This window comes from Lentzea californiensis (genome assembly GCF_024648825.1).
Classification (GTDB): domain Bacteria; phylum Actinomycetota; class Actinomycetes; order Mycobacteriales; family Pseudonocardiaceae; genus Lentzea; species Lentzea californiensis.
Map to the genome: position 1 here is coordinate 344,180 of NZ_JANBBE010000001.1, position 16,235 is coordinate 360,414.

Consider the following 16,235-nt stretch of genomic DNA (forward strand, 5'->3'; position numbering starts at 1 on the left):
ACAGCCCAAAAGTTCCTCAGGAAATACCCGCAAAGCGAACCCGACCCAACCACCGCGAAGCCGAAGGCGAGCCGTCCCCCGCACGCGATGCCGAAGGCGAGCTGTCCTTACCGCGCGGTCAGGGCGGTGGGGTCCCGTCACAACGCACCCTCAACGCAACAGGCAGCCGCCCAACGCAACAGGCGTGCCATCAACCCACCCACGGCGCCACCCCCGATCAGATTGCCGGAGGTCTGGGGGCAGAGCCCCAGGAAAACGGACGCAACCGCAAGGCCGCCTGCAAGGTGACCACCCGCCCACTCGCCGCCCCACAGCACAAACCCGCGTCCCAACCCCCGGAGACGCCAAAGGGCCCCGAGGCAAAGCCTCAGGGCCCTTCAGACATCTACCAGCGGCAATCAGGAAGCCACGGTGGAAGACCCACCAGCAGCCGCCAACTTCTCCACAGCGGTCTTGGAGAACTTGTCAGCCGTGACGTCCAGCTTCACGCTGACGTCGCCGTCACCCAGCACCTTGACGAGCGAGCCCTTGCGGACCAGCCCGGCCAGCACCAGTGCGGGAACGTCCACCGAGCCGCCCTCCGGGAAGGAGGCAGCGATCGAGGAGACGTTCACGACCTGGTACTCGGTGCGGAACGGGTTCTTGAAGCCCTTGAGCTTCGGGAGCCGCATGTGCAGCGGCATCTGGCCACCTTCGAAGCGCGGCGAGACGTTCTTGCGAGCGCCCGTGCCCTTCGTACCGCGGCCGGCGGTCTTGCCCTTGGAGCCCTCACCACGACCGACGCGGGTCTTGGCGGTCTTGGCGCCGGGGGCCGGACGCAGATCGTGAATCTTGATGGTCACGACTGGACCTCCTCGACAACCACCAGGTGACGCACGGCGTTGATCAAGCCGAGAACCTGGGGGGTGTCCTCACGCACGACCGACTGGCGGATCTTGCGCAGCCCGAGGGTGCGCATCGACTCGCGGTGGTTGTGCTTGGTACCGATGGTGCTCTTCACCTGGGTGATCTTGAGCTGAGCCATGATCAGACCCCCTGGCCCGCGCGAGCGCGGATCATGCCGGCGGGGGCGACGTCCTCGAGGGGCAGGCCACGACGAGCCGCGACCTCTTCCGGACGCTGCAGGCCCTTGAGGGCCGCCACGGTCGCGTGCACGATGTTGATCGCGTTGTCGGAGCCGAGCGACTTCGACAGCACGTCGTGCACGCCGGCGCACTCGAGGACGGCGCGGACAGCGCCACCCGCGATGACACCGGTACCGGCCGAGGCCGGACGCAGCAGGACCACACCAGCGGCCTTCTCACCCTGGATCGGGTGGGGGATGGTGCCGGCGATGCGAGGCACGCGGAAGAAGTTCTTCTTCGCTTCCTCGACACCCTTGGCGATGGCCGCGGGAACTTCCTTGGCCTTGCCGTAACCGACGCCGACCATGCCGTCGCCGTCACCCACCACGACGAGCGCGGTGAAGCTGAAGCGACGACCACCCTTGACCACCTTGGAGACGCGGTTGATCGCAACCACGCGCTCGAGGTGGGGGGTCTTCTCCTGGGCCGCGCCGCCGCGGCCGCCGTCACGACGGTCGCGGCGCTCTCCGCGCTCGCCCCCGCCGCCTTCGCGACGCGTACGTCCTGGCATCAGGCGTCCCTCTCAATTCCAGAAATGATCATTGTCAGAACTCCAGCCCCGCCTCGCGAGCGGCATCCGCCAGAGCAGCGATCCTGCCGTGGTACGCGTTGCCACCGCGGTCGAACACGACCGCCGTGACGCCGGCGTCCTTGGCGCGGGCCGCGGCCAGCTGGCCGACCTTGGCCGCACGGGCCTTCTTGTCGCCGTCCAGGGCACGGACGTCGGCTTCCATGGAGGAAGCAGCCGCGATCGTGTGGCCCTTCAGGTCGTCGATGATCTGCACGGTGATGTGCTTCGACGAACGGTGCACGGCCAGGCGCGGACGCTCGGCGGTGCCGTTGACCTTCTTGCGGAGGCGGAAGTGGCGACGGGCCTTCGCAACACGACGCCTGGTGGAGATGTCCTTGCCCACCGGCTTGCGCTTCGTAACAGTCGACTCGCTCATGTCACTTACCCGTCTTTCCGACCTTGCGACGGATCTTCTCGCCCGAGTACCGGACGCCCTTACCCTTGTACGGGTCGGGCTTGCGCAGCTTGCGGATGTTGGCGGCAACCTCACCGACCAGCTGCTTGTCGATACCCGAGACGGAGAAACGGGTCGGGGTCTCGACCGCGAAGGTGATGCCCGCGGGGGCCTCCACCTTGACGGGGTGCGAGTAACCGAGCGCGAACTCGAGCTCAGAGCCCTTGAGCGCGACGCGGTAACCGACGCCGTGGATTTCCATCTTCTTTTCGTAACCCTGGGTCACGCCGACGACCATGTTGTGCACGAGAGTGCGCGACAGGCCGTGGAGCGCGCGGTTGCGCCGCTCGTCGTTCGGGCGCTTGACCTCGAGAGTGCCGTCTTCGGCCTTCTCGACGATGATCGGCTCAGCGAGCGTGAGCGTCAGGAGACCCTTGGGGCCCTTGATGCTGACGTCCTGACCGGCGATGTTCACGTCGACCCCGGAGGGGACAATGATCGGCTGCTTACCGATGCGCGACATGTCTACTCCCCCTTACCAAACGTAGGCGAGGACTTCTCCGCCCACGCCTGCCTTGTTGGCCTGACGGTCGGTCATGAGACCGCCAGAGGTCGAAATGATCGCCACGCCGAGGCCACCGAGAACTCGGGGCAGGCCAGTGGACTTCGCGTACACACGCAGACCGGGCTTGGACACGCGGCGGAGGCCGGCGATGCTGCGCTCACGGTTCGGGCCGTACTTCAGCTCGACGACCAGGTTCTTGGCCACCTCGCCGTCCTCGTCGCGGTACGAGGCGATGTAGCCCTCGCGCTTGAGGATCTCGGCGATGTTCGCCTTGATCTTGGAGTGCGGCATCACGACCTTGTCGTGGTAAGCCGAGTTCGCGTTCCGCAGACGAGTGAGCATGTCTGCGATGGGATCGGTCATCGTCATGGTGACCTGGTCAACCTTTCTCGCTGCGGTTCACCGGCTCAGGGTCCAGACCCGCCCTCTCCCCCGGCGGGGAGAGGACAGGACGGTCGTGTGCGGGCCTACAGCGAAGTAATGAAGCTTTTGGAATTACCAGCTGGACTTGCTCACGCCAGGCAGCTCACCGCGGTGAGCCATCTCGCGCAGGCAGATCCGGCAGAGGCCGAACTTGCGGAACACCGCGTGGGGGCGGCCGCAACGCTGGCACCGGGTGTAACCCCGGACCTTGAACTTCGGCTTCTTCGCGGCCTTGTTGATCAACGCCTTCTTGGCCATCGAGTCAGTTCTCCTTGAACGGGAAGCCCAGGTGCTTCAGCAGCGCCCGGCCCTCCTCGTCGTTCGTGGCGGTGGTGACGACGGTGATGTCCATGCCGCGAGGCCGGTCGATAGCGTCCGGGTCGATCTCGTGGAACATCGACTGCTCGTTCAGACCGAACGTGTAGTTGCCGTTGCCGTCGAACTGCTTGCCCGAGAGGCCGCGGAAGTCGCGGATACGGGGCAGCGCGATCGTCAGCAGACGGTCGAGGAACTCCCACATGCGGTCGCCGCGCAGCGTGACGCGCGCGCCGATCGGCATGCCTTCACGCAGCTTGAACTGCGCGATGGACTTGCGGGCCCGGCGGACCTCGGGACGCTGGCCGGTGATGATCGACAGGTCCCTGACGGCACCCTCGATCAGCTTGCCGTCACGGGCGGCGTCGCCGACACCCATGTTGACGACGACCTTCACGACGCCCGGGATCTGCATGACGTTGGAGAAGTCGAACTGCTTCTGCAGTTCGGCCTTCACCTCGTCGCGGTAGCGCGTCTTGAGCCGCGGGATGATCTTCTCTGCGGTAGTCATGATCAGATGTCCTTCCCGTTACGACGGGAAATGCGGACCCGCTTGCCCTCGTCGTTCGTCCGGTAACCAACACGGGTCGGCTTGCCGTCCGAGTCGACCACCATCACGTTGGAGACGTTGATCGGAGCTTCCTGGGTCACGATGCCACCAGACTGCGCGCCCCGCTGGGTCTGCGTGATCTTGGTGTGCTTCTTGATCCGGTTGACGCCCTCGACCAGGACCTTGCCGTTCTCCGGGTAGGCCTGGATGACCTTGCCCTTCGCGCCCTTGTCCTTGCCGGCGATGACGACGACCGTGTCGCCCTTTTTCACCTTCATGGTCAGAGCACCTCCGGAGCCAGCGAGATGATCTTCATGAACTTCTTGTCGCGCAGCTCACGACCGACCGGGCCGAAGATGCGGGTACCGCGGGGCTCGTTGTCGTTTTTGATGAGCACGGCGGCGTTCTCGTCGAAGCGGATGTACGAGCCATCCGGACGACGGCGCTCCTTGACGGTGCGGACGATGACGGCCTTGACGACGTCACCCTTCTTCACACCGGCACCGGGGATCGCGTCCTTGACGGTCGCGACGATGATGTCGCCGATGCCCGCGTAGCGGCGACCCGAACCACCGAGAACACGGATGCAAAGGATTTCCTTTGCACCAGTGTTGTCGGCGACACGAAGTCGCGACTCCTGCTGAATCACTTACTTGCTCCTGACCATTCCTGGCCCGCCGGATTTCCGACCCGACGGGCTCGGTCTGTCTACAGTGTCTAATCCCTTTTGGGGACTACTTGGCCTTCTCGAGGATCTGCACGAGACGCCACCGCTTGGTCGCCGACAGGGGCCGGGTCTCCATGAGCAGGACTCGGTCGCCGATGCCCGCCGCGTTCTCCTCGTCGTGCACCTTCACCTTGGTGGTGGAGCGCATGATCTTGGAGTAACGCGGGTGCTTCTTGCGGTCCTCGAGCGCGACCACGATCGTCTTGTCCATCTTGTCGGACACGACGAGGCCCTCACGGACCTTGCGGTCGTTGCGCTTCTCGGTCTGGACTTCGTTGCTTTCGGTCATGCCGCACCCTCACCAGTGGAATCCGGCGTAACGGAGAGCCCGAGCTCCCGCTCCCGCATCACGGTGTAGATCCGGGCAATGTCATGCCGGACCGTGCGCAGACGCCGGTTGTTGTCGAGCTGGCCCGTGGCCATCTGGAAACGAAGGTTGAACAGCTCTTCCTTCGATTCCTTCAGACGCAGCACGAGCTCTTCCTCGGTGAGCTCACGCAGCTCGGAAGCGATAGCACCCGCTGCCATCAGAACTCACCACCCTCACGCGTAACGATGCGGCACTTCATCGGGAGCTTGTGGATCGCGCGGCGAAGAGCCTCGCGGGCCACCTGCTCGTTCGGGAAGGCCATCTCGAACATGACGCGACCCGGCTTGACGTTGGCCACCCACCACTCCGGCGAACCCTTACCGGAACCCATGCGGGTCTCGGCCGGCTTCTTCGTCAGCGGACGGTCCGGGAAGATGTTGATCCAGACCTTGCCGCCACGACGGATGTGGCGCGTGATGGCGATACGAGCGGACTCGATCTGCCTGTTGGTGACGTAGGCAGGCTCGAGAGCCTGGATGCCGTACTCACCGAAGGTGACCTTCGTACCGCCCTTGGCAGCGCCCGACCGCTTCGGGTGGTGCTGCTTGCGGTGCTTGACCCTACGAGGGATGAGCATGGCTCAGCTCTCCGTCTTCTCTGCAGAAGCCGGGGCCTCGGCCGACGCCGAAGCGCCAGCTGCGGCACGGCCGGCCTCGGTGCTCGTCGCGGTGGTGCCGCTGGCACCGGAGCGACGGGCCCGGTTCGGACGCTCAGCACGGTCGCGGCGCGGGGCGCCGCGGTCGGCCTGAGCCGGGGCCGCGTCGAGCGCGCGCTTGGCCGAGATTCCACCGACGATGTCGCCCTTGTAGATCCACACCTTCACGCCGATACGGCCGAACGTGGTGCGGGCCTCGAAGAAGCCGTAGTCGATGTTGGCGCGGAGCGTGTGCAGCGGCACGCGGCCGTCGCGGTAGTGCTCCGAGCGGGACATCTCGGCGCCGCCGAGGCGACCGCCGCACTGCACGCGAATGCCCTTGACCTGCGGCGAACGCATGGCCGACTGAATGGCCTTGCGCATCGCGCGCCGGAAGGCGACGCGGTTGGACAGCTGCTCGGCGACACCCTGTGCCACGAGCTGCGCGTCCGACTCGGGGCTCTTGACCTCGAGGATGTTCAGCTGGACCTGCTTCTTGGTGAGCTTCTCCAGCTCACCGCGGATGCGGTCCGCCTCGGCACCACGACGGCCGATGACGATGCCCGGCCGGGCGGTGTGGATGTCGACGCGCACCCGGTCACGGGTCCGTTCGATCTCCACCTTGGAGATGCCGGCACGCTCCATGCCCTTGCTGAGCAGGCGGCGGATCTTGACGTCCTCCGCCACGTACTCGGCGTACTGCTTGTCTGCGTACCAGCGGGACTTCCAGTCGGTGGTGATCCCCAGCCGGAAGCCGTGCGGGTTGATCTTCTGGCCCACTACCGCGTTCCCTTCACGCTGGTCTTCTTGGGACGAGACTCCACCTCGATGGTGATGTGGCTCGTCCGCTTGCGGATCCGGTACGCGCGGCCCTGGGCACGCGGGCGGAAACGCTTGAGGGTCGGACCCTCGTCCACGTAGGCCACCGCAACCCAGAGGGTCGAGGGGTCCAGGGACATGTTGTTCTCGGCATTGGCCATGGCGCTGGCGAGCACCTTCGCGACCGGCTCAGAAGCGGCCTGGGGCGCGAACTGGAGCACGGCCAGGGCCTCGCTTGCGTTACGACCCTTGATGAGCTCGACGACGCGACGGACCTTCATGGGGGTGTCGCGGACGTAGCGAGCCCGAGCCACGGCGCGCGGAAACTCCTGCGCCTCAGCGTCCTTACGGGCGTTCATCGCTGCTTTTCCCTTGCTCTTCTCAGTTCGACGCCTAGCGGCGACGAGACTTCCGGTCGTCCTTGATGTGGCCCTTGAAGGTGCGGGTCGGGGCGAACTCGCCCAGCTTGTGCCCGACCATCGCCTCGGTCACGAACACCGGGACGTGCTTGCGGCCGTCGTGCACCGCGATGGTGTGACCCAGCATGTCCGGGATGATCGTGGAGCGGCGGGACCACGTCTTGATGACGGTCTTCTTGCCCGCTTCGTTCTGAACGTCCACCTTCTTGAGCAGGTGGTCGTCGACGAAGGGACCCTTCTTAAGGCTGCGAGGCATCCTTCACTCCCTCCCTGCTCAGCGCTTCTTACCGGTGCGACGACGCCGGACGATGAGCTTGTCGCTTGGCTTACGGCGGCGGGTACGACCCTCGGGCTTACCAGCCGGGTTCACCGGGTGGCGACCACCGGAGGTCTTACCCTCACCACCACCATGCGGGTGGTCAACGGGGTTCATGGCGACACCGCGGACGGTGGGCTTCTTGCCCTTCCACCGCATGCGGCCGGCCTTGCCCCAGTTGATGTTCTGGTGGTCCTTGTTGCCGACCTCGCCGAGCGTGGCGCGGCAGCGCACGTCCACGTTGCGGATTTCGCCCGAGGGCAACCGCAGCTGGGCGTACGGACCGTCCTTCGCCACGAGCTGGACCGAGGCACCAGCCGAGCGAGCCATCTTCGCGCCGCCACCGGGGCGGAGCTCGATCGCGTGGATCACGGAACCGACCGGGATGTTGCGCAGCGGCAGGTTGTTACCCGGCTTGATGTCGGCCTTGGGGCCGTTCTCAACCGTGTCACCCTGCTTGAGCTTCTCCGGGGCGATGATGTAGCGCTTCTCGCCGTCTGCGTAGTGCAGCAGCGCGATGCGCGCGGTGCGGTTGGGGTCGTACTCGATGTGAGCGACCTTGGCCGGCACGCCGTCCTTGTCGTTGCGACGGAAGTCGATCAGGCGGTAAGCCCGCTTGTGACCGCCGCCCTTGTGACGCGTGGTGATCTTGCCCGACGCGTTGCGTCCACCCAGCTTGTGCAGCGGGCGGATCAGCGACTTCTCCGGAGTCGACCGAGTGATCTCGGCGAAGTCGGAGACGCTCGCACCGCGACGACCAGGCGTCGTCGGCTTGTACTTGCGAATGCCCATCTCTACGCAGTCCTCGTCATCAGGCGGCAGGGCCGCCGAAGATCTCGATCGACTTGCTGTCAGCCGACAGCGTGACGATCGCGCGCTTCGTGTCCTTGCGCTTGCCGAAACCGCTCTTGGTCCGCTTGCGCTTGCCCTGGCGGTTGATGGTGTTGACGCTGACGACCTTGACGCCGAAGACCTTCTCCACGGCAATCTTGATCTGGGTCTTGTTCGAACCCGGCGCCACCAAGAAGGTGTACTTGTTCTCTTCGAGCAGCCCGTAGGACTTCTCGGAGATCACCGGCGCGAGCAAGATGTCCCTGTGGTCGGGGATCACTTGGAACCCTCCTCGTCCACGACGGTCGCCGTGGCCTCGGCCGAGCCAGAACCCTGCTGGGCCTTGCTGGCGAGGAACACGTCGAGCGAGTCCTTGGTGAACACCACGTCGTCATTGACGAGCACGTCGTAGGTGTTGAGCTGGTCGGGCGCGATCACGTGCACGTGCTGAAGGTTCCGCACGCTGACCCACGCGACCTCGTCGGTGCGGTTGAGCACCACGAGAACGCGACGAGCCTGGGTGACCGACTCCAGGACCTTGCGCGCGGTCTTGGTCGACGGGGTGTCCCCGTCCACCAGGCCGGACACGACGTGGACCTGGTTGGCGCGAGCCCGGTCGGAGAGGGCGCCACGCAGAGCGGCGGCCTTCATCTTCTTGGGCGTCCGCTGCGAGTAGTCGCGCGGCTGCGGGCCGTGGACGACGCCACCGCCGACGAACTGCGGCGAACGGGTCGAACCCTGGCGGGCACGGCCGGTGCCCTTCTGGCGGTAAGGCTTCTTGCCACCGCCGGACACCTCGCCGCGGGTCTTCGTCGAGTGCGTGCCCTGGCGCGCGGCGGCCTGCTGGGCCACGACGACCTGGTGGAGCAGCGCGACGTTGGCCTGCGCGTCGAAGACGGAAGCCGGCAGCTCGACGGAGCCGGCGGTCTTGCCGTCCGGGGTGCGGATCTCAACAGTCGACATCAGGCACCGCCCTTCGCAGCAGTCTTGACGAACACGAGACCGCCCTTGGGTCCGGGAACCGCGCCCTTGATGAGCAGCAGCCCGTTCTCCACGTCGATCTTGTGCACCTTCAGGTTCTGGGTCGTGACGCGCTCGTGGCCCATGCGGCCAGCCATGCGCAGACCCTTGAAGACGCGACCAGGCGTGGCACAGCCACCGATGGAACCCGGCGAGCGGTGCTTGCGCTGGGTGCCGTGGCTGGAGCCGAGGCCCTTGAAGTTGTGGCGCTTCATGACACCTGCGGTGCCCTTGCCCTTGCTGGTGCCGGTGATGTCGACAACAGCGCCGGCCTCGAACACCTCAGCGGTGATCTCCTGGCCGACCGTGTACTCGCTGGCGTCCGCCGTGCGCAGCTCCACCAGGTGGCGACGGGGCGTGACCCCGGCCTTGGCGAAGTGGCCCGCGACGGGCTTGTTGACCTTGCGCGGGTCAATCGCGCCGGCCGCCAGCTGGACGGCGGTGTAGCCGTCCTTCTCTTCGGTGCGAACCTGGGTCACGACATTGGGCTCAGCCCTGACGACGGTCACCGGGACAACCCGGTTGTTCTCGTCGAAGACCTGAGTCATGCCGAGCTTGGTGCCCAGGATGCCCTTCATCTGCCTGTCAGACATTGGTTCGTTACTCTCCGCGCCCAACGCTTACTGGATGTTGACGTCGACGCTGGCCGGCAGGTCGATGCGCATGAGCGCGTCAACCGTCTTCGGCGTCGGGTCGAGGATGTCGATCAACCGCTTGTGCGTGCGCATCTCGAAGTGCTCGCGCGAGTCCTTGTACTTGTGCGGCGAGCGGATGACGCAGTACACGTTCTTCTCAGTGGGCAGCGGCACAGGCCCGACGACCCGAGCGCCGGTGCGCGTCACGGTCTCCACGATCTTGCGCGCAGACGCGTCGATCGCTTCGTGGTCGTAGGCCTTGAGCCGGATGCGGATCTTTTGTCCCGCCATAATGGCTTGCCGTTCCTCTGCTTCTCGTAACCGCTGCGGGCGGTGCCTCGGATGAGGCCTTTTACAGCCTCTTGGCGCGCTCCGCCCCTGTTGAAGTGTCATGGTGCCCGGTCCACGCGGTCGGGCGTGTCGCGCCCGGTGCGCATACCGGTCCCACTCAAGGTCTCCCCGGTGGGATTGGGCCTACCACACAGCCCATGCACCCTGATGCCCATCTCCGCAAGGAGGCGTTCACTAACAGGGCGCGGACGCTCGGTTAGAAGGACTCGGGGACGCACGGATGCGACCCGGCCTTCATCGAGCAACCCGTAAAGAATGCCACACGAGCGTGGGGCACTCCAAATCGGGGCGGGTGACTTGGACCCAGATCACGTGCGGATCTTGGCCTGCGAGCCGCTGCCGTCCGTCGCATGTGGAGCGACGGCCGCGCCGGTTTCATTGTCCGGCAACGGGTTCCCGACGACGGCTCTTCACCCGCGCGCCGGCGACAGCCCGACGTGAGCTGCCGCACAATTTCTTTCTTGACGACGAAAGCCGGGCCAACGAAGATCGCTGGCCCGGCTTCACGCCGAACTGGTGGAGCTAGATCACTTGAGGATCTTGGTGACCGAGCCGGCGCCGACGGTGCGGCCACCCTCGCGGATCGCGAAGCGGAGGCCCTCGTCCATGGCGATCGGCTGGATCAGCTTGACGTCCATACCGGTGGTGTCACCCGGCATGACCATCTCGGTGCCCTCGGGCAGCGTCACAACGCCGGTCACGTCCGTCGTCCGGAAGTAGAACTGGGGACGGTAGTTGTTGAAGAACGGCGTGTGGCGGCCACCCTCGTCCTTCGACAGGATGTAGACCTGCGCGGTGAACTCGGTGTGCGGGGTCGTGGTGCCCGGCTTGACGATGACCATGCCGCGCTCCACCTCCTCGCGCTTGATGCCACGGAGCAGCAGCGCGGCGTTGTCGCCGGCGCGGCCCTCGTCGAGGAACTTCTTGAACATCTCGATCGAGGTGACGGTCGTCTTCTTCGACGTCTCCTTGATTCCGACGATCTCGATCTCGGAGTTCACGTTGATGATGCCGCGCTCGATACGACCGGTCACCACGGTGCCGCGGCCGGTGATCGTGAAGACGTCCTCGACGGGCATGAGGAACGGCTTCTCGGTGTCGCGCTCCGGCTCCGGGATCGCCGAGTCAACGGCGGCCATGAGCTCGAGAACGGACTTGCCCCAGGTCTCGTCGCCCTCCAGCGCCTTCAGCGCCGAAACGCGCACGACCGGCAGGTCGTCGCCCGGGAACTCGTACTCGGAGAGCAGCTCGCGGACCTCGAGCTCGACGAGCTCCAGGATCTCCTCGTCGTCCACCATGTCGGCCTTGTTCAGGGCGACAACGATGTAGGGAACGCCGACCTGGCGGGCCAGGAGGACGTGCTCCTTCGTCTGCGGCATGGGACCGTCGGTCGCCGCGACCACGAGGATGGCGCCGTCCATCTGCGCCGCACCGGTGATCATGTTCTTGATGTAGTCGGCGTGCCCGGGGCAGTCGACGTGCGCGTAGTGACGGTTCTCCGTCTGGTACTCGATGTGCGCGATCGAGATCGTGATGCCGCGCTGCTTCTCTTCCGGCGCCTTGTCGATCTGGTCGAACGCGAACGAGGCGTTGACATCGGGGAACGCGTCGTGCAGAACCTTGGAGATCGCCGCGGTCAGCGTGGTCTTGCCATGGTCGATGTGACCGATGGTGCCGATGTTGACGTGCGGCTTCGTCCGCTCGAACTTCGCCTTGGCCACTGGATTGTCCTCCTGGACTTCTTTTTTGCTGGTCCGGCGGGTATCTGGTGGCCACCCGCCGGACTACACGTCAGGGTCGGAAAATGCGGACCCCAGGGATTCACCCCCGGAGAGCCCGCGGTGGAACTGCGGTGCTCCGGTTGGGGACTATTCCCCGGTCGCCTTCGCGATGATCTCCTTCGAGACGTTCGCGGGAACCTCTGCGTAGGAGTCGAACACCATCGAGTAGTTGGCGCGACCCTGGGTCTTCGACCGCAGGTCACCCACGTACCCGAACATTTCCGACAGCGGGACCAGTGCCTTGACGACACGGATACCGCTGCGCTCCTCCATGGCCTGGATCTGGCCACGGCGGGAGTTCAGGTCGCCGATCACGTCGCCCATGTACTCCTCGGGCGTCGTGACCTCGACGGCCATCAGCGGCTCGAGGATCGCGGGAGACGCCTGACGGGCGGCTTCCTTGAGGGCCATCGAACCAGCGATCTTGAACGCCATTTCCGAGGAGTCGACCTCGTGGTAGGCGCCGTCGAGCAGCGTCACCTTCACGCCGACCAGCGGGTAGCCCGCCAGCACGCCGTACTGCAGCGCGTCCTGTGCACCCGCGTCGACCGACGGGATGTACTCACGCGGGATGCGACCACCGGTGACGGCGTTGACGAACTCGTAGAGCGCGCCGTCTTCCTTCTTCTCCAGCGGCTCGACGGTGACGAGCACCTTCGCGAACTGGCCGGAGCCACCGGTCTGCTTCTTGTGGGTGTAGGAGTACTTCTCCACCGCACGGCGGATGGTCTCCCGGTACGCCACCTGAGGCTTGCCGATGTTGGCCTCGACCTTGAACTCGCGGCGCATGCGGTCCACCAGGATGTCCAGGTGGAGCTCGCCCATGCCGGCGATGATGGTCTGGCCCGTCTCCTGGTCGAGGTTGACCCGGAACGTCGGGTCCTCCTCGGCCAGCTTCTGGATCGCGGTGCCGAGCTTCTCCTGGTCCGCCTTCGTCTTGGGCTCGATGGCCACCTGGATGACGGGCTCGGGGAAGGTCATCGACTCGAGCACGATCGGGTGCTGCGGGTCGCACAAGGTCTCACCGGTCGTGGTGTCCTTGAGACCGATCACGGCGTAGATGTGGCCCGCGATGGCCTCGGTGACCGGGTTCTCCTTGTTGGCGTGCATCTGGAAGATCTTCCCGATGCGCTCCTTGCGGTCCTTGGTCGCGTTGATGACCTGGGTGCCCGCAGCGACCTTGCCCGAGTAGACCCGGATGTAGGTCAGCTTGCCGAAGAACGGGTGCACGGCGATCTTGAAGGCCAGCGAGGAGAACGGCTCGTCCGTGGACGGGCTGCGCTTCACGACGGTCTCGCCGTCCTGCAGCGTGCCCTCGACCGGCGGGAGGTCGAGCGGCGACGGCAGGTAGTCGATGACCGCGTCGAGCATGGGCTGGACGCCCTTGTTCTTGAACGCGGAGCCACACAGGATCGGGTACGCGGAACCCGCGGCGACGATCTTGCGGAGGCCGGCCTTGATCTCCTCGACGGACAGGTCGCCCTGGTCGAAGAACTTCTCGGTCAGGTCGTCGTCGGTCTCGGCGACGGCCTCGAGCAGCTGCTCGCGGAACTCCTGGGCCTTCTCGAGCAGATCCGCGGGGATCTCCTCGATCGCGTAGTCCTCACCCTTCGAGACCTCGCCACGCCACGTGAGCGCGCGCATCTCGATCAGGTCGACGACACCGATGAACTCGCTCTCGGAGCCGATCGGGATCTGGAGCGGCAGCGGCTTGGCGCCGAGCCGGTCCTGGATCGTCTTGATCGTGAAGTAGAAGTCCGCGCCGAGCTTGTCCATCTTGTTGACGAAGCAGATGCGCGGGACGTCGTACTTGGTCGCCTGCCGCCAGACCTGCTCGGACTGCGGCTCGACGCCCTCCTTGCCGTCGAAGACGGCAACGGCGCCGTCGAGGACGCGCAGGTTGCGCTCGACCTCGACGGTGAAGTCGACGTGGCCAGGCGTGTCGATCAGGTTGATCTGGTGGTCTTTCCAGAAGCAGGTCGTCGCGGCCGACGTGATCGTGATGCCGCGCTCCTGCTCCTGCTCCATCCAGTCCATCACGGCAGCGCCGTCGTGCACCTCGCCGATCTTGTAGCTGATCCCCGTGTAGAAGAGGATCCGCTCAGTCGTCGTGGTCTTGCCCGCGTCGATGTGGGCCATGATCCCGATGTTGCGGACCTTGGCAAGATCAGTGAGCACGTCCTGTGCCACGGGTCTTTCCCCTGTCTTGAGCTTGTGGCGCTCACTAGGGCTGGGAGAGCCCGGTCTCACCGAGACCGGGCGTCAGATCACCAGCGGTAGTGGGCGAAGGCCTTGTTGGACTCGGCCATCTTGTGCGTGTCCTCACGGCGCTTGACGCTCGCACCGAGGCCGTTGCTCGCATCGAGCAGCTCGTTCATCAGACGCTCGACCATCGTCTTCTCACGGCGCTGCCGGGAGAAGGTGATCAGCCAGCGCAGCGCCAGCGTGGTCGAACGGCCCGGCTTGACCTCGATCGGCACCTGGTAGGTCGCACCACCGACGCGGCGGCTCTTGACCTCCAGCGACGGCTTCACGTTGTCCAGGGCGCGCTTCAGCGTGACGACCGGGTCGGTACCGGTCTTCTCGCGAGCACCTTCGAGGGCTTCGTAGACGATCTTCTCGGCCACGGAGCGCTTACCGTCGACCAGCACCTTGTTGATGAGCTGGGTCACGAGCGGCGAGCTGTACACCGGGTCAGAGATAAGCGGCCGCTTCGGGGCCGGTCCCTTGCGGGGCATTAGCTCTTCTCCTTCTTCGCGCCGTAGCGGCTGCGAGCCTGCTTGCGGTTCTTGACACCCTGCGTGTCGAGAGAGCCACGGATGATCTTGTAGCGAACACCCGGCAGGTCCTTCACACGACCGCCGCGCACGAGCACCATCGAGTGCTCCTGGAGGTTGTGACCCTCACCGGGGATGTAGGCCGTGACCTCGATACCGCTGGTCAGCTTGACGCGAGCGACCTTGCGCAGTGCGGAGTTCGGCTTCTTGGGGGTGGTGGTGTAAACGCGGGTGCACACACCGCGCCGCTGCGGCGAGCCCTTGAGGGCCGCCGTCTTCTGCTTGGCCACCTTGTCCTGGCGGCCCTTGCGGACCAGCTGCTGGATCGTTGGCATTCGCCGGCTGCTTCTTCCGTCTTTGAGGGTTCGCCTTCCGGTCCACCCTCGTGTTTCTTGATCCCTCTCTGCACCCGAGGTCGGGCGTGTCGCCCGCTCCCAAGGTCCACAGGCAACAGTTCAACTGCCCCTGCGAGTGGAGGTCACCGCGGCCTCACGGGCACGCGGAGCGGCCCGACATGGGTCGGGCACAGGTAGCAAAGATACCCGCCCACGTCTACCTGGGTCAAAACGGGGGTACCGCATCCGGCCCTGCGCTAGACATGGCGTGCTCCGTCAAGATCTTTCCAGGGGGAACGGCGTTGTCACAGGAACGCGGCTTCGAGAAGTGGTACTACCGTGCTGTCGCCATCTTCTTCGGCCTGGTGCTCGTCGTGCCGCTCGCCTACTTCGGCTGGCTCGAACTCGCACCGAACCCCCAGGTCGGAGAGTGCGTCAAGCAGGTCGACCACGCCGCAGCCGACCTGACGTTCGAGGAGGTCAGGTGCAGTGGCGCCGGGCGGAGCTCGAGATCGACGGGCAGGGAGTTCGAGGTCGGCGCGATCGAATCGGCCTGCCCGCCCGGCGACTACACGGCGGTGGCCAGGGGCGACGAGAAGACCTGCTACCTGCCGGCCTTGAACGCTGGGGTGTGCTTCGTGTCCAAGCAGTTCCGCAACACGAGCCAGCCGGTCTTCGTCCGCGGCGACTGCGAACAGCCCGGCGCGCTCAAGGTCGAGGAAAACCACCAGGACGTGTCCGACAAGTCGAAGTGCAAGAACCCGGAGATCTCGCTCACGTTCTCCGAACCGGCCCGCACCATCTGCATGAAGAAGCCGTGAGAACCGCCACTCTGCTCGCTGCTCTGGTCCTCGTGCTGTCCGGCTGCTCCGGCTGGCACGAGCAGGCCGGCGTCGGCGAGTGCGCGAAACCGGTCGACCTCGGCAACACTAACGTCGAGATGGCCGAAGTGGACTGTTCGTCCCAAGAGGCCATGTACCGCGTGTCTTCGCGTGAGCGCCGCACGATGTGCCCGGCCGGCGACTACCTGACCGAGTCGTCCGGGCGGTCGAGGACGAACGGCAAGACGCGGCTCTGCTACGTCCTCAACGTGCAGGAGGGCGACTGCCTCAAGGCGGTCAACCAGTACTTCGAACGGGTGGTGTGCGAGACCGGGACGCGCAAGGTCACGAAGGTCGTCGACGGCAAGTCGGACAGGGCGCTGTGCGGCGCTGACGACGCCAAGACGTACCCGCAGCCGGTGAGGACTATCTGCATCGCTCGCTGAGGCCACGGCCT

27 protein-coding genes are annotated in these 16,235 nt (G+C 65.6%); 2 read left to right on the top strand and 25 right to left on the bottom strand.

The annotated features are described in order from the left end of the window. Positions 1–398: 398 nt before the first annotated feature. The 25 genes from rplO to rpsL all read right to left on the bottom strand — a co-directional run bounded on the left by rplO (position 399) and on the right by rpsL (position 14,957). Positions 399–842, bottom strand: coding sequence for a 50S ribosomal protein L15 (gene rplO, locus LX88_RS01800; RefSeq protein WP_030478314.1), 444 nt, complete (start codon positions 840–842; stop codon positions 399–401). After that, on the bottom strand, positions 839–1,024 hold the full coding sequence (gene rpmD / locus LX88_RS01805) for a 50S ribosomal protein L30 (protein WP_030478313.1): 186 nt from the start codon (positions 1,022–1,024) through the stop codon (positions 839–841). The genes rplO and rpmD overlap by 4 nt, the downstream gene beginning before the upstream one ends. Before the next feature lie 2 nt (positions 1,025–1,026). Beyond that, on the bottom strand, positions 1,027–1,635 hold the full coding sequence (rpsE, locus tag LX88_RS01810; protein ID WP_053733140.1) for a 30S ribosomal protein S5: 609 nt from the start codon (positions 1,633–1,635) through the stop codon (positions 1,027–1,029). A 34-nt stretch (positions 1,636–1,669) separates the two neighbouring features. Next, positions 1,670–2,071 carry a 50S ribosomal protein L18 gene (gene rplR, locus LX88_RS01815; protein ID WP_030478311.1) on the bottom strand — a complete coding sequence of 134 codons (402 nt, stop codon included), beginning with the start codon at positions 2,069–2,071 and terminating at the stop codon, positions 1,670–1,672. Position 2,072: 1 nt separating this feature from the next. Then, complete coding sequence (gene rplF / locus LX88_RS01820) at positions 2,073–2,612, bottom strand: 50S ribosomal protein L6 (RefSeq protein ID WP_045309814.1); 540 nt, start codon at positions 2,610–2,612, stop codon at positions 2,073–2,075. 12 nt (positions 2,613–2,624) lie between these two features. Beyond that, positions 2,625–3,023 carry a 30S ribosomal protein S8 gene (rpsH, locus tag LX88_RS01825; protein ID WP_030478309.1) on the bottom strand — a complete coding sequence of 133 codons (399 nt, stop codon included), beginning with the start codon at positions 3,021–3,023 and terminating at the stop codon, positions 2,625–2,627. Between the two features lie 126 nt (positions 3,024–3,149). Then, positions 3,150–3,335 (bottom strand): type Z 30S ribosomal protein S14, encoded by a 186-nt coding sequence (locus tag LX88_RS01830; protein ID WP_030473455.1) that lies wholly within the window; start codon positions 3,333–3,335, stop codon positions 3,150–3,152. Between the two features lie 4 nt (positions 3,336–3,339). Next, positions 3,340–3,903, bottom strand: a complete 564-nt coding sequence (rplE, locus tag LX88_RS01835; protein ID WP_090065865.1) for a 50S ribosomal protein L5 — start codon at positions 3,901–3,903, stop codon at positions 3,340–3,342. A gap of 2 nt (positions 3,904–3,905) precedes the next feature. After that, a complete protein-coding gene (rplX, locus tag LX88_RS01840; RefSeq protein WP_090065866.1) occupies positions 3,906–4,220 on the bottom strand; it encodes a 50S ribosomal protein L24 in 315 nt (104 codons plus the stop codon). A 2-nt stretch (positions 4,221–4,222) separates the two neighbouring features. Next, positions 4,223–4,591 (bottom strand): 50S ribosomal protein L14, encoded by a 369-nt coding sequence (gene rplN / locus LX88_RS01845; RefSeq protein ID WP_030478306.1) that lies wholly within the window; start codon positions 4,589–4,591, stop codon positions 4,223–4,225. 85 nt (positions 4,592–4,676) lie between these two features. Then, complete coding sequence (gene rpsQ / locus LX88_RS01850; RefSeq protein ID WP_053733143.1) at positions 4,677–4,958, bottom strand: 30S ribosomal protein S17; 282 nt, start codon at positions 4,956–4,958, stop codon at positions 4,677–4,679. After that, positions 4,955–5,197, bottom strand: a complete 243-nt coding sequence (gene rpmC, locus LX88_RS01855) for a 50S ribosomal protein L29 (protein ID WP_258946154.1) — start codon at positions 5,195–5,197, stop codon at positions 4,955–4,957. Before rpmC ends, rpsQ begins: the two co-directional genes overlap by 4 nt. Next, positions 5,197–5,616, bottom strand: a complete 420-nt coding sequence (rplP, locus tag LX88_RS01860) for a 50S ribosomal protein L16 (protein ID WP_030478303.1) — start codon at positions 5,614–5,616, stop codon at positions 5,197–5,199. The genes rpmC and rplP overlap by 1 nt, the downstream gene beginning before the upstream one ends. A gap of 3 nt (positions 5,617–5,619) precedes the next feature. Beyond that, entirely contained in the window at positions 5,620–6,453 is an 834-nt protein-coding gene (rpsC, locus tag LX88_RS01865) for a 30S ribosomal protein S3 (RefSeq protein ID WP_258946155.1), read from the bottom strand. Beyond that, positions 6,453–6,851 (bottom strand): 50S ribosomal protein L22, encoded by a 399-nt coding sequence (rplV, locus tag LX88_RS01870; protein ID WP_030478301.1) that lies wholly within the window; start codon positions 6,849–6,851, stop codon positions 6,453–6,455. The genes rpsC and rplV overlap by 1 nt, the downstream gene beginning before the upstream one ends. A 34-nt stretch (positions 6,852–6,885) precedes the next feature. Then, a complete protein-coding gene (gene rpsS / locus LX88_RS01875; RefSeq protein ID WP_030478300.1) occupies positions 6,886–7,167 on the bottom strand; it encodes a 30S ribosomal protein S19 in 282 nt (93 codons plus the stop codon). 18 nt (positions 7,168–7,185) lie between these two features. Then, positions 7,186–8,019, bottom strand: a complete 834-nt coding sequence (rplB, locus tag LX88_RS01880) for a 50S ribosomal protein L2 (protein WP_030478299.1) — start codon at positions 8,017–8,019, stop codon at positions 7,186–7,188. A 19-nt stretch (positions 8,020–8,038) separates the two neighbouring features. Continuing rightward, positions 8,039–8,338, bottom strand: coding sequence for a 50S ribosomal protein L23 (gene rplW, locus LX88_RS01885; protein WP_090065868.1), 300 nt, complete (start codon positions 8,336–8,338; stop codon positions 8,039–8,041). Next, on the bottom strand, positions 8,335–9,021 hold the full coding sequence (gene rplD, locus LX88_RS01890; protein ID WP_372511156.1) for a 50S ribosomal protein L4: 687 nt from the start codon (positions 9,019–9,021) through the stop codon (positions 8,335–8,337). Before rplD ends, rplW begins: the two co-directional genes overlap by 4 nt. Beyond that, the gene (gene rplC, locus LX88_RS01895) at positions 9,021–9,671 is read right to left on the bottom strand and encodes a 50S ribosomal protein L3 (protein WP_030478296.1); all 651 of its coding nucleotides are present in this window, start codon (positions 9,669–9,671) and stop codon (positions 9,021–9,023) included. The genes rplD and rplC overlap by 1 nt, the downstream gene beginning before the upstream one ends. A 27-nt stretch (positions 9,672–9,698) precedes the next feature. Continuing rightward, on the bottom strand, positions 9,699–10,004 hold the full coding sequence (gene rpsJ / locus LX88_RS01900; RefSeq protein WP_003938093.1) for a 30S ribosomal protein S10: 306 nt from the start codon (positions 10,002–10,004) through the stop codon (positions 9,699–9,701). 587 nt (positions 10,005–10,591) lie between these two features. After that, positions 10,592–11,785 carry an elongation factor Tu gene (tuf, locus tag LX88_RS01905; RefSeq protein WP_030478295.1) on the bottom strand — a complete coding sequence of 398 codons (1,194 nt, stop codon included), beginning with the start codon at positions 11,783–11,785 and terminating at the stop codon, positions 10,592–10,594. A gap of 147 nt (positions 11,786–11,932) precedes the next feature. Next, positions 11,933–14,035 (bottom strand): elongation factor G, encoded by a 2,103-nt coding sequence (gene fusA / locus LX88_RS01910; protein WP_258946156.1) that lies wholly within the window; start codon positions 14,033–14,035, stop codon positions 11,933–11,935. Between the two features lie 77 nt (positions 14,036–14,112). After that, entirely contained in the window at positions 14,113–14,583 is a 471-nt protein-coding gene (rpsG, locus tag LX88_RS01915) for a 30S ribosomal protein S7 (RefSeq protein ID WP_030478293.1), read from the bottom strand. Further along, complete coding sequence (gene rpsL, locus LX88_RS01920) at positions 14,583–14,957, bottom strand: 30S ribosomal protein S12 (protein ID WP_030473471.1); 375 nt, start codon at positions 14,955–14,957, stop codon at positions 14,583–14,585. The genes rpsG and rpsL overlap by 1 nt, the downstream gene beginning before the upstream one ends. A 302-nt stretch (positions 14,958–15,259) precedes the next feature. On the opposite strand from rpsL, the gene LX88_RS01925 reads away from it, so the two are divergent. Continuing rightward, the gene (locus tag LX88_RS01925) at positions 15,260–15,778 is read left to right on the top strand and encodes a hypothetical protein (RefSeq protein WP_258946157.1); all 519 of its coding nucleotides are present in this window, start codon (positions 15,260–15,262) and stop codon (positions 15,776–15,778) included. Beyond that, on the top strand, positions 15,775–16,224 hold the full coding sequence (locus tag LX88_RS01930) for an LppU/SCO3897 family protein (RefSeq protein WP_258946158.1): 450 nt from the start codon (positions 15,775–15,777) through the stop codon (positions 16,222–16,224). Before LX88_RS01925 ends, LX88_RS01930 begins: the two co-directional genes overlap by 4 nt. Positions 16,225–16,235 lie beyond the last annotated feature (11 nt).

Coding starts and splice junctions, on each gene's coding strand:
- rpmD (WP_030478313.1), bottom strand. CDS start 1,024: ATGGCTCAGCTCAAGATCACCCAGGTGAAGAGCACCATCGGTACCAAG.
- rpsE (WP_053733140.1), bottom strand. CDS start 1,635: ATGCCAGGACGTACGCGTCGCGAAGGCGGCGGGGGCGAGCGCGGAGAG.
- rplR (WP_030478311.1), bottom strand. CDS start 2,071: ATGAGCGAGTCGACTGTTACGAAGCGCAAGCCGGTGGGCAAGGACATC.
- rplF (WP_045309814.1), bottom strand. CDS start 2,612: ATGTCGCGCATCGGTAAGCAGCCGATCATTGTCCCCTCCGGGGTCGAC.
- rpsH (WP_030478309.1), bottom strand. CDS start 3,023: ATGACGATGACCGATCCCATCGCAGACATGCTCACTCGTCTGCGGAAC.
- LX88_RS01830 (WP_030473455.1), bottom strand. CDS start 3,335: ATGGCCAAGAAGGCGTTGATCAACAAGGCCGCGAAGAAGCCGAAGTTC.
- rplE (WP_090065865.1), bottom strand. CDS start 3,903: ATGACTACCGCAGAGAAGATCATCCCGCGGCTCAAGACGCGCTACCGC.
- rplX (WP_090065866.1), bottom strand. CDS start 4,220: ATGAAGGTGAAAAAGGGCGACACGGTCGTCGTCATCGCCGGCAAGGAC.
- rpsQ (WP_053733143.1), bottom strand. CDS start 4,958: ATGACCGAAAGCAACGAAGTCCAGACCGAGAAGCGCAACGACCGCAAG.
- rpmC (WP_258946154.1), bottom strand. CDS start 5,197: ATGGCAGCGGGTGCTATCGCTTCCGAGCTGCGTGAGCTCACCGAGGAA.
- rplP (WP_030478303.1), bottom strand. CDS start 5,616: ATGCTCATCCCTCGTAGGGTCAAGCACCGCAAGCAGCACCACCCGAAG.
- rplV (WP_030478301.1), bottom strand. CDS start 6,851: ATGAACGCCCGTAAGGACGCTGAGGCGCAGGAGTTTCCGCGCGCCGTG.
- rpsS (WP_030478300.1), bottom strand. CDS start 7,167: ATGCCTCGCAGCCTTAAGAAGGGTCCCTTCGTCGACGACCACCTGCTC.
- rplB (WP_030478299.1), bottom strand. CDS start 8,019: ATGGGCATTCGCAAGTACAAGCCGACGACGCCTGGTCGTCGCGGTGCG.
- rplD (WP_372511156.1), bottom strand. CDS start 9,021: ATGTCGACTGTTGAGATCCGCACCCCGGACGGCAAGACCGCCGGCTCC.
- rplC (WP_030478296.1), bottom strand. CDS start 9,671: ATGTCTGACAGGCAGATGAAGGGCATCCTGGGCACCAAGCTCGGCATG.
- rpsJ (WP_003938093.1), bottom strand. CDS start 10,004: ATGGCGGGACAAAAGATCCGCATCCGGCTCAAGGCCTACGACCACGAA.
- rpsG (WP_030478293.1), bottom strand. CDS start 14,583: ATGCCCCGCAAGGGACCGGCCCCGAAGCGGCCGCTTATCTCTGACCCG.
- rpsL (WP_030473471.1), bottom strand. CDS start 14,957: ATGCCAACGATCCAGCAGCTGGTCCGCAAGGGCCGCCAGGACAAGGTG.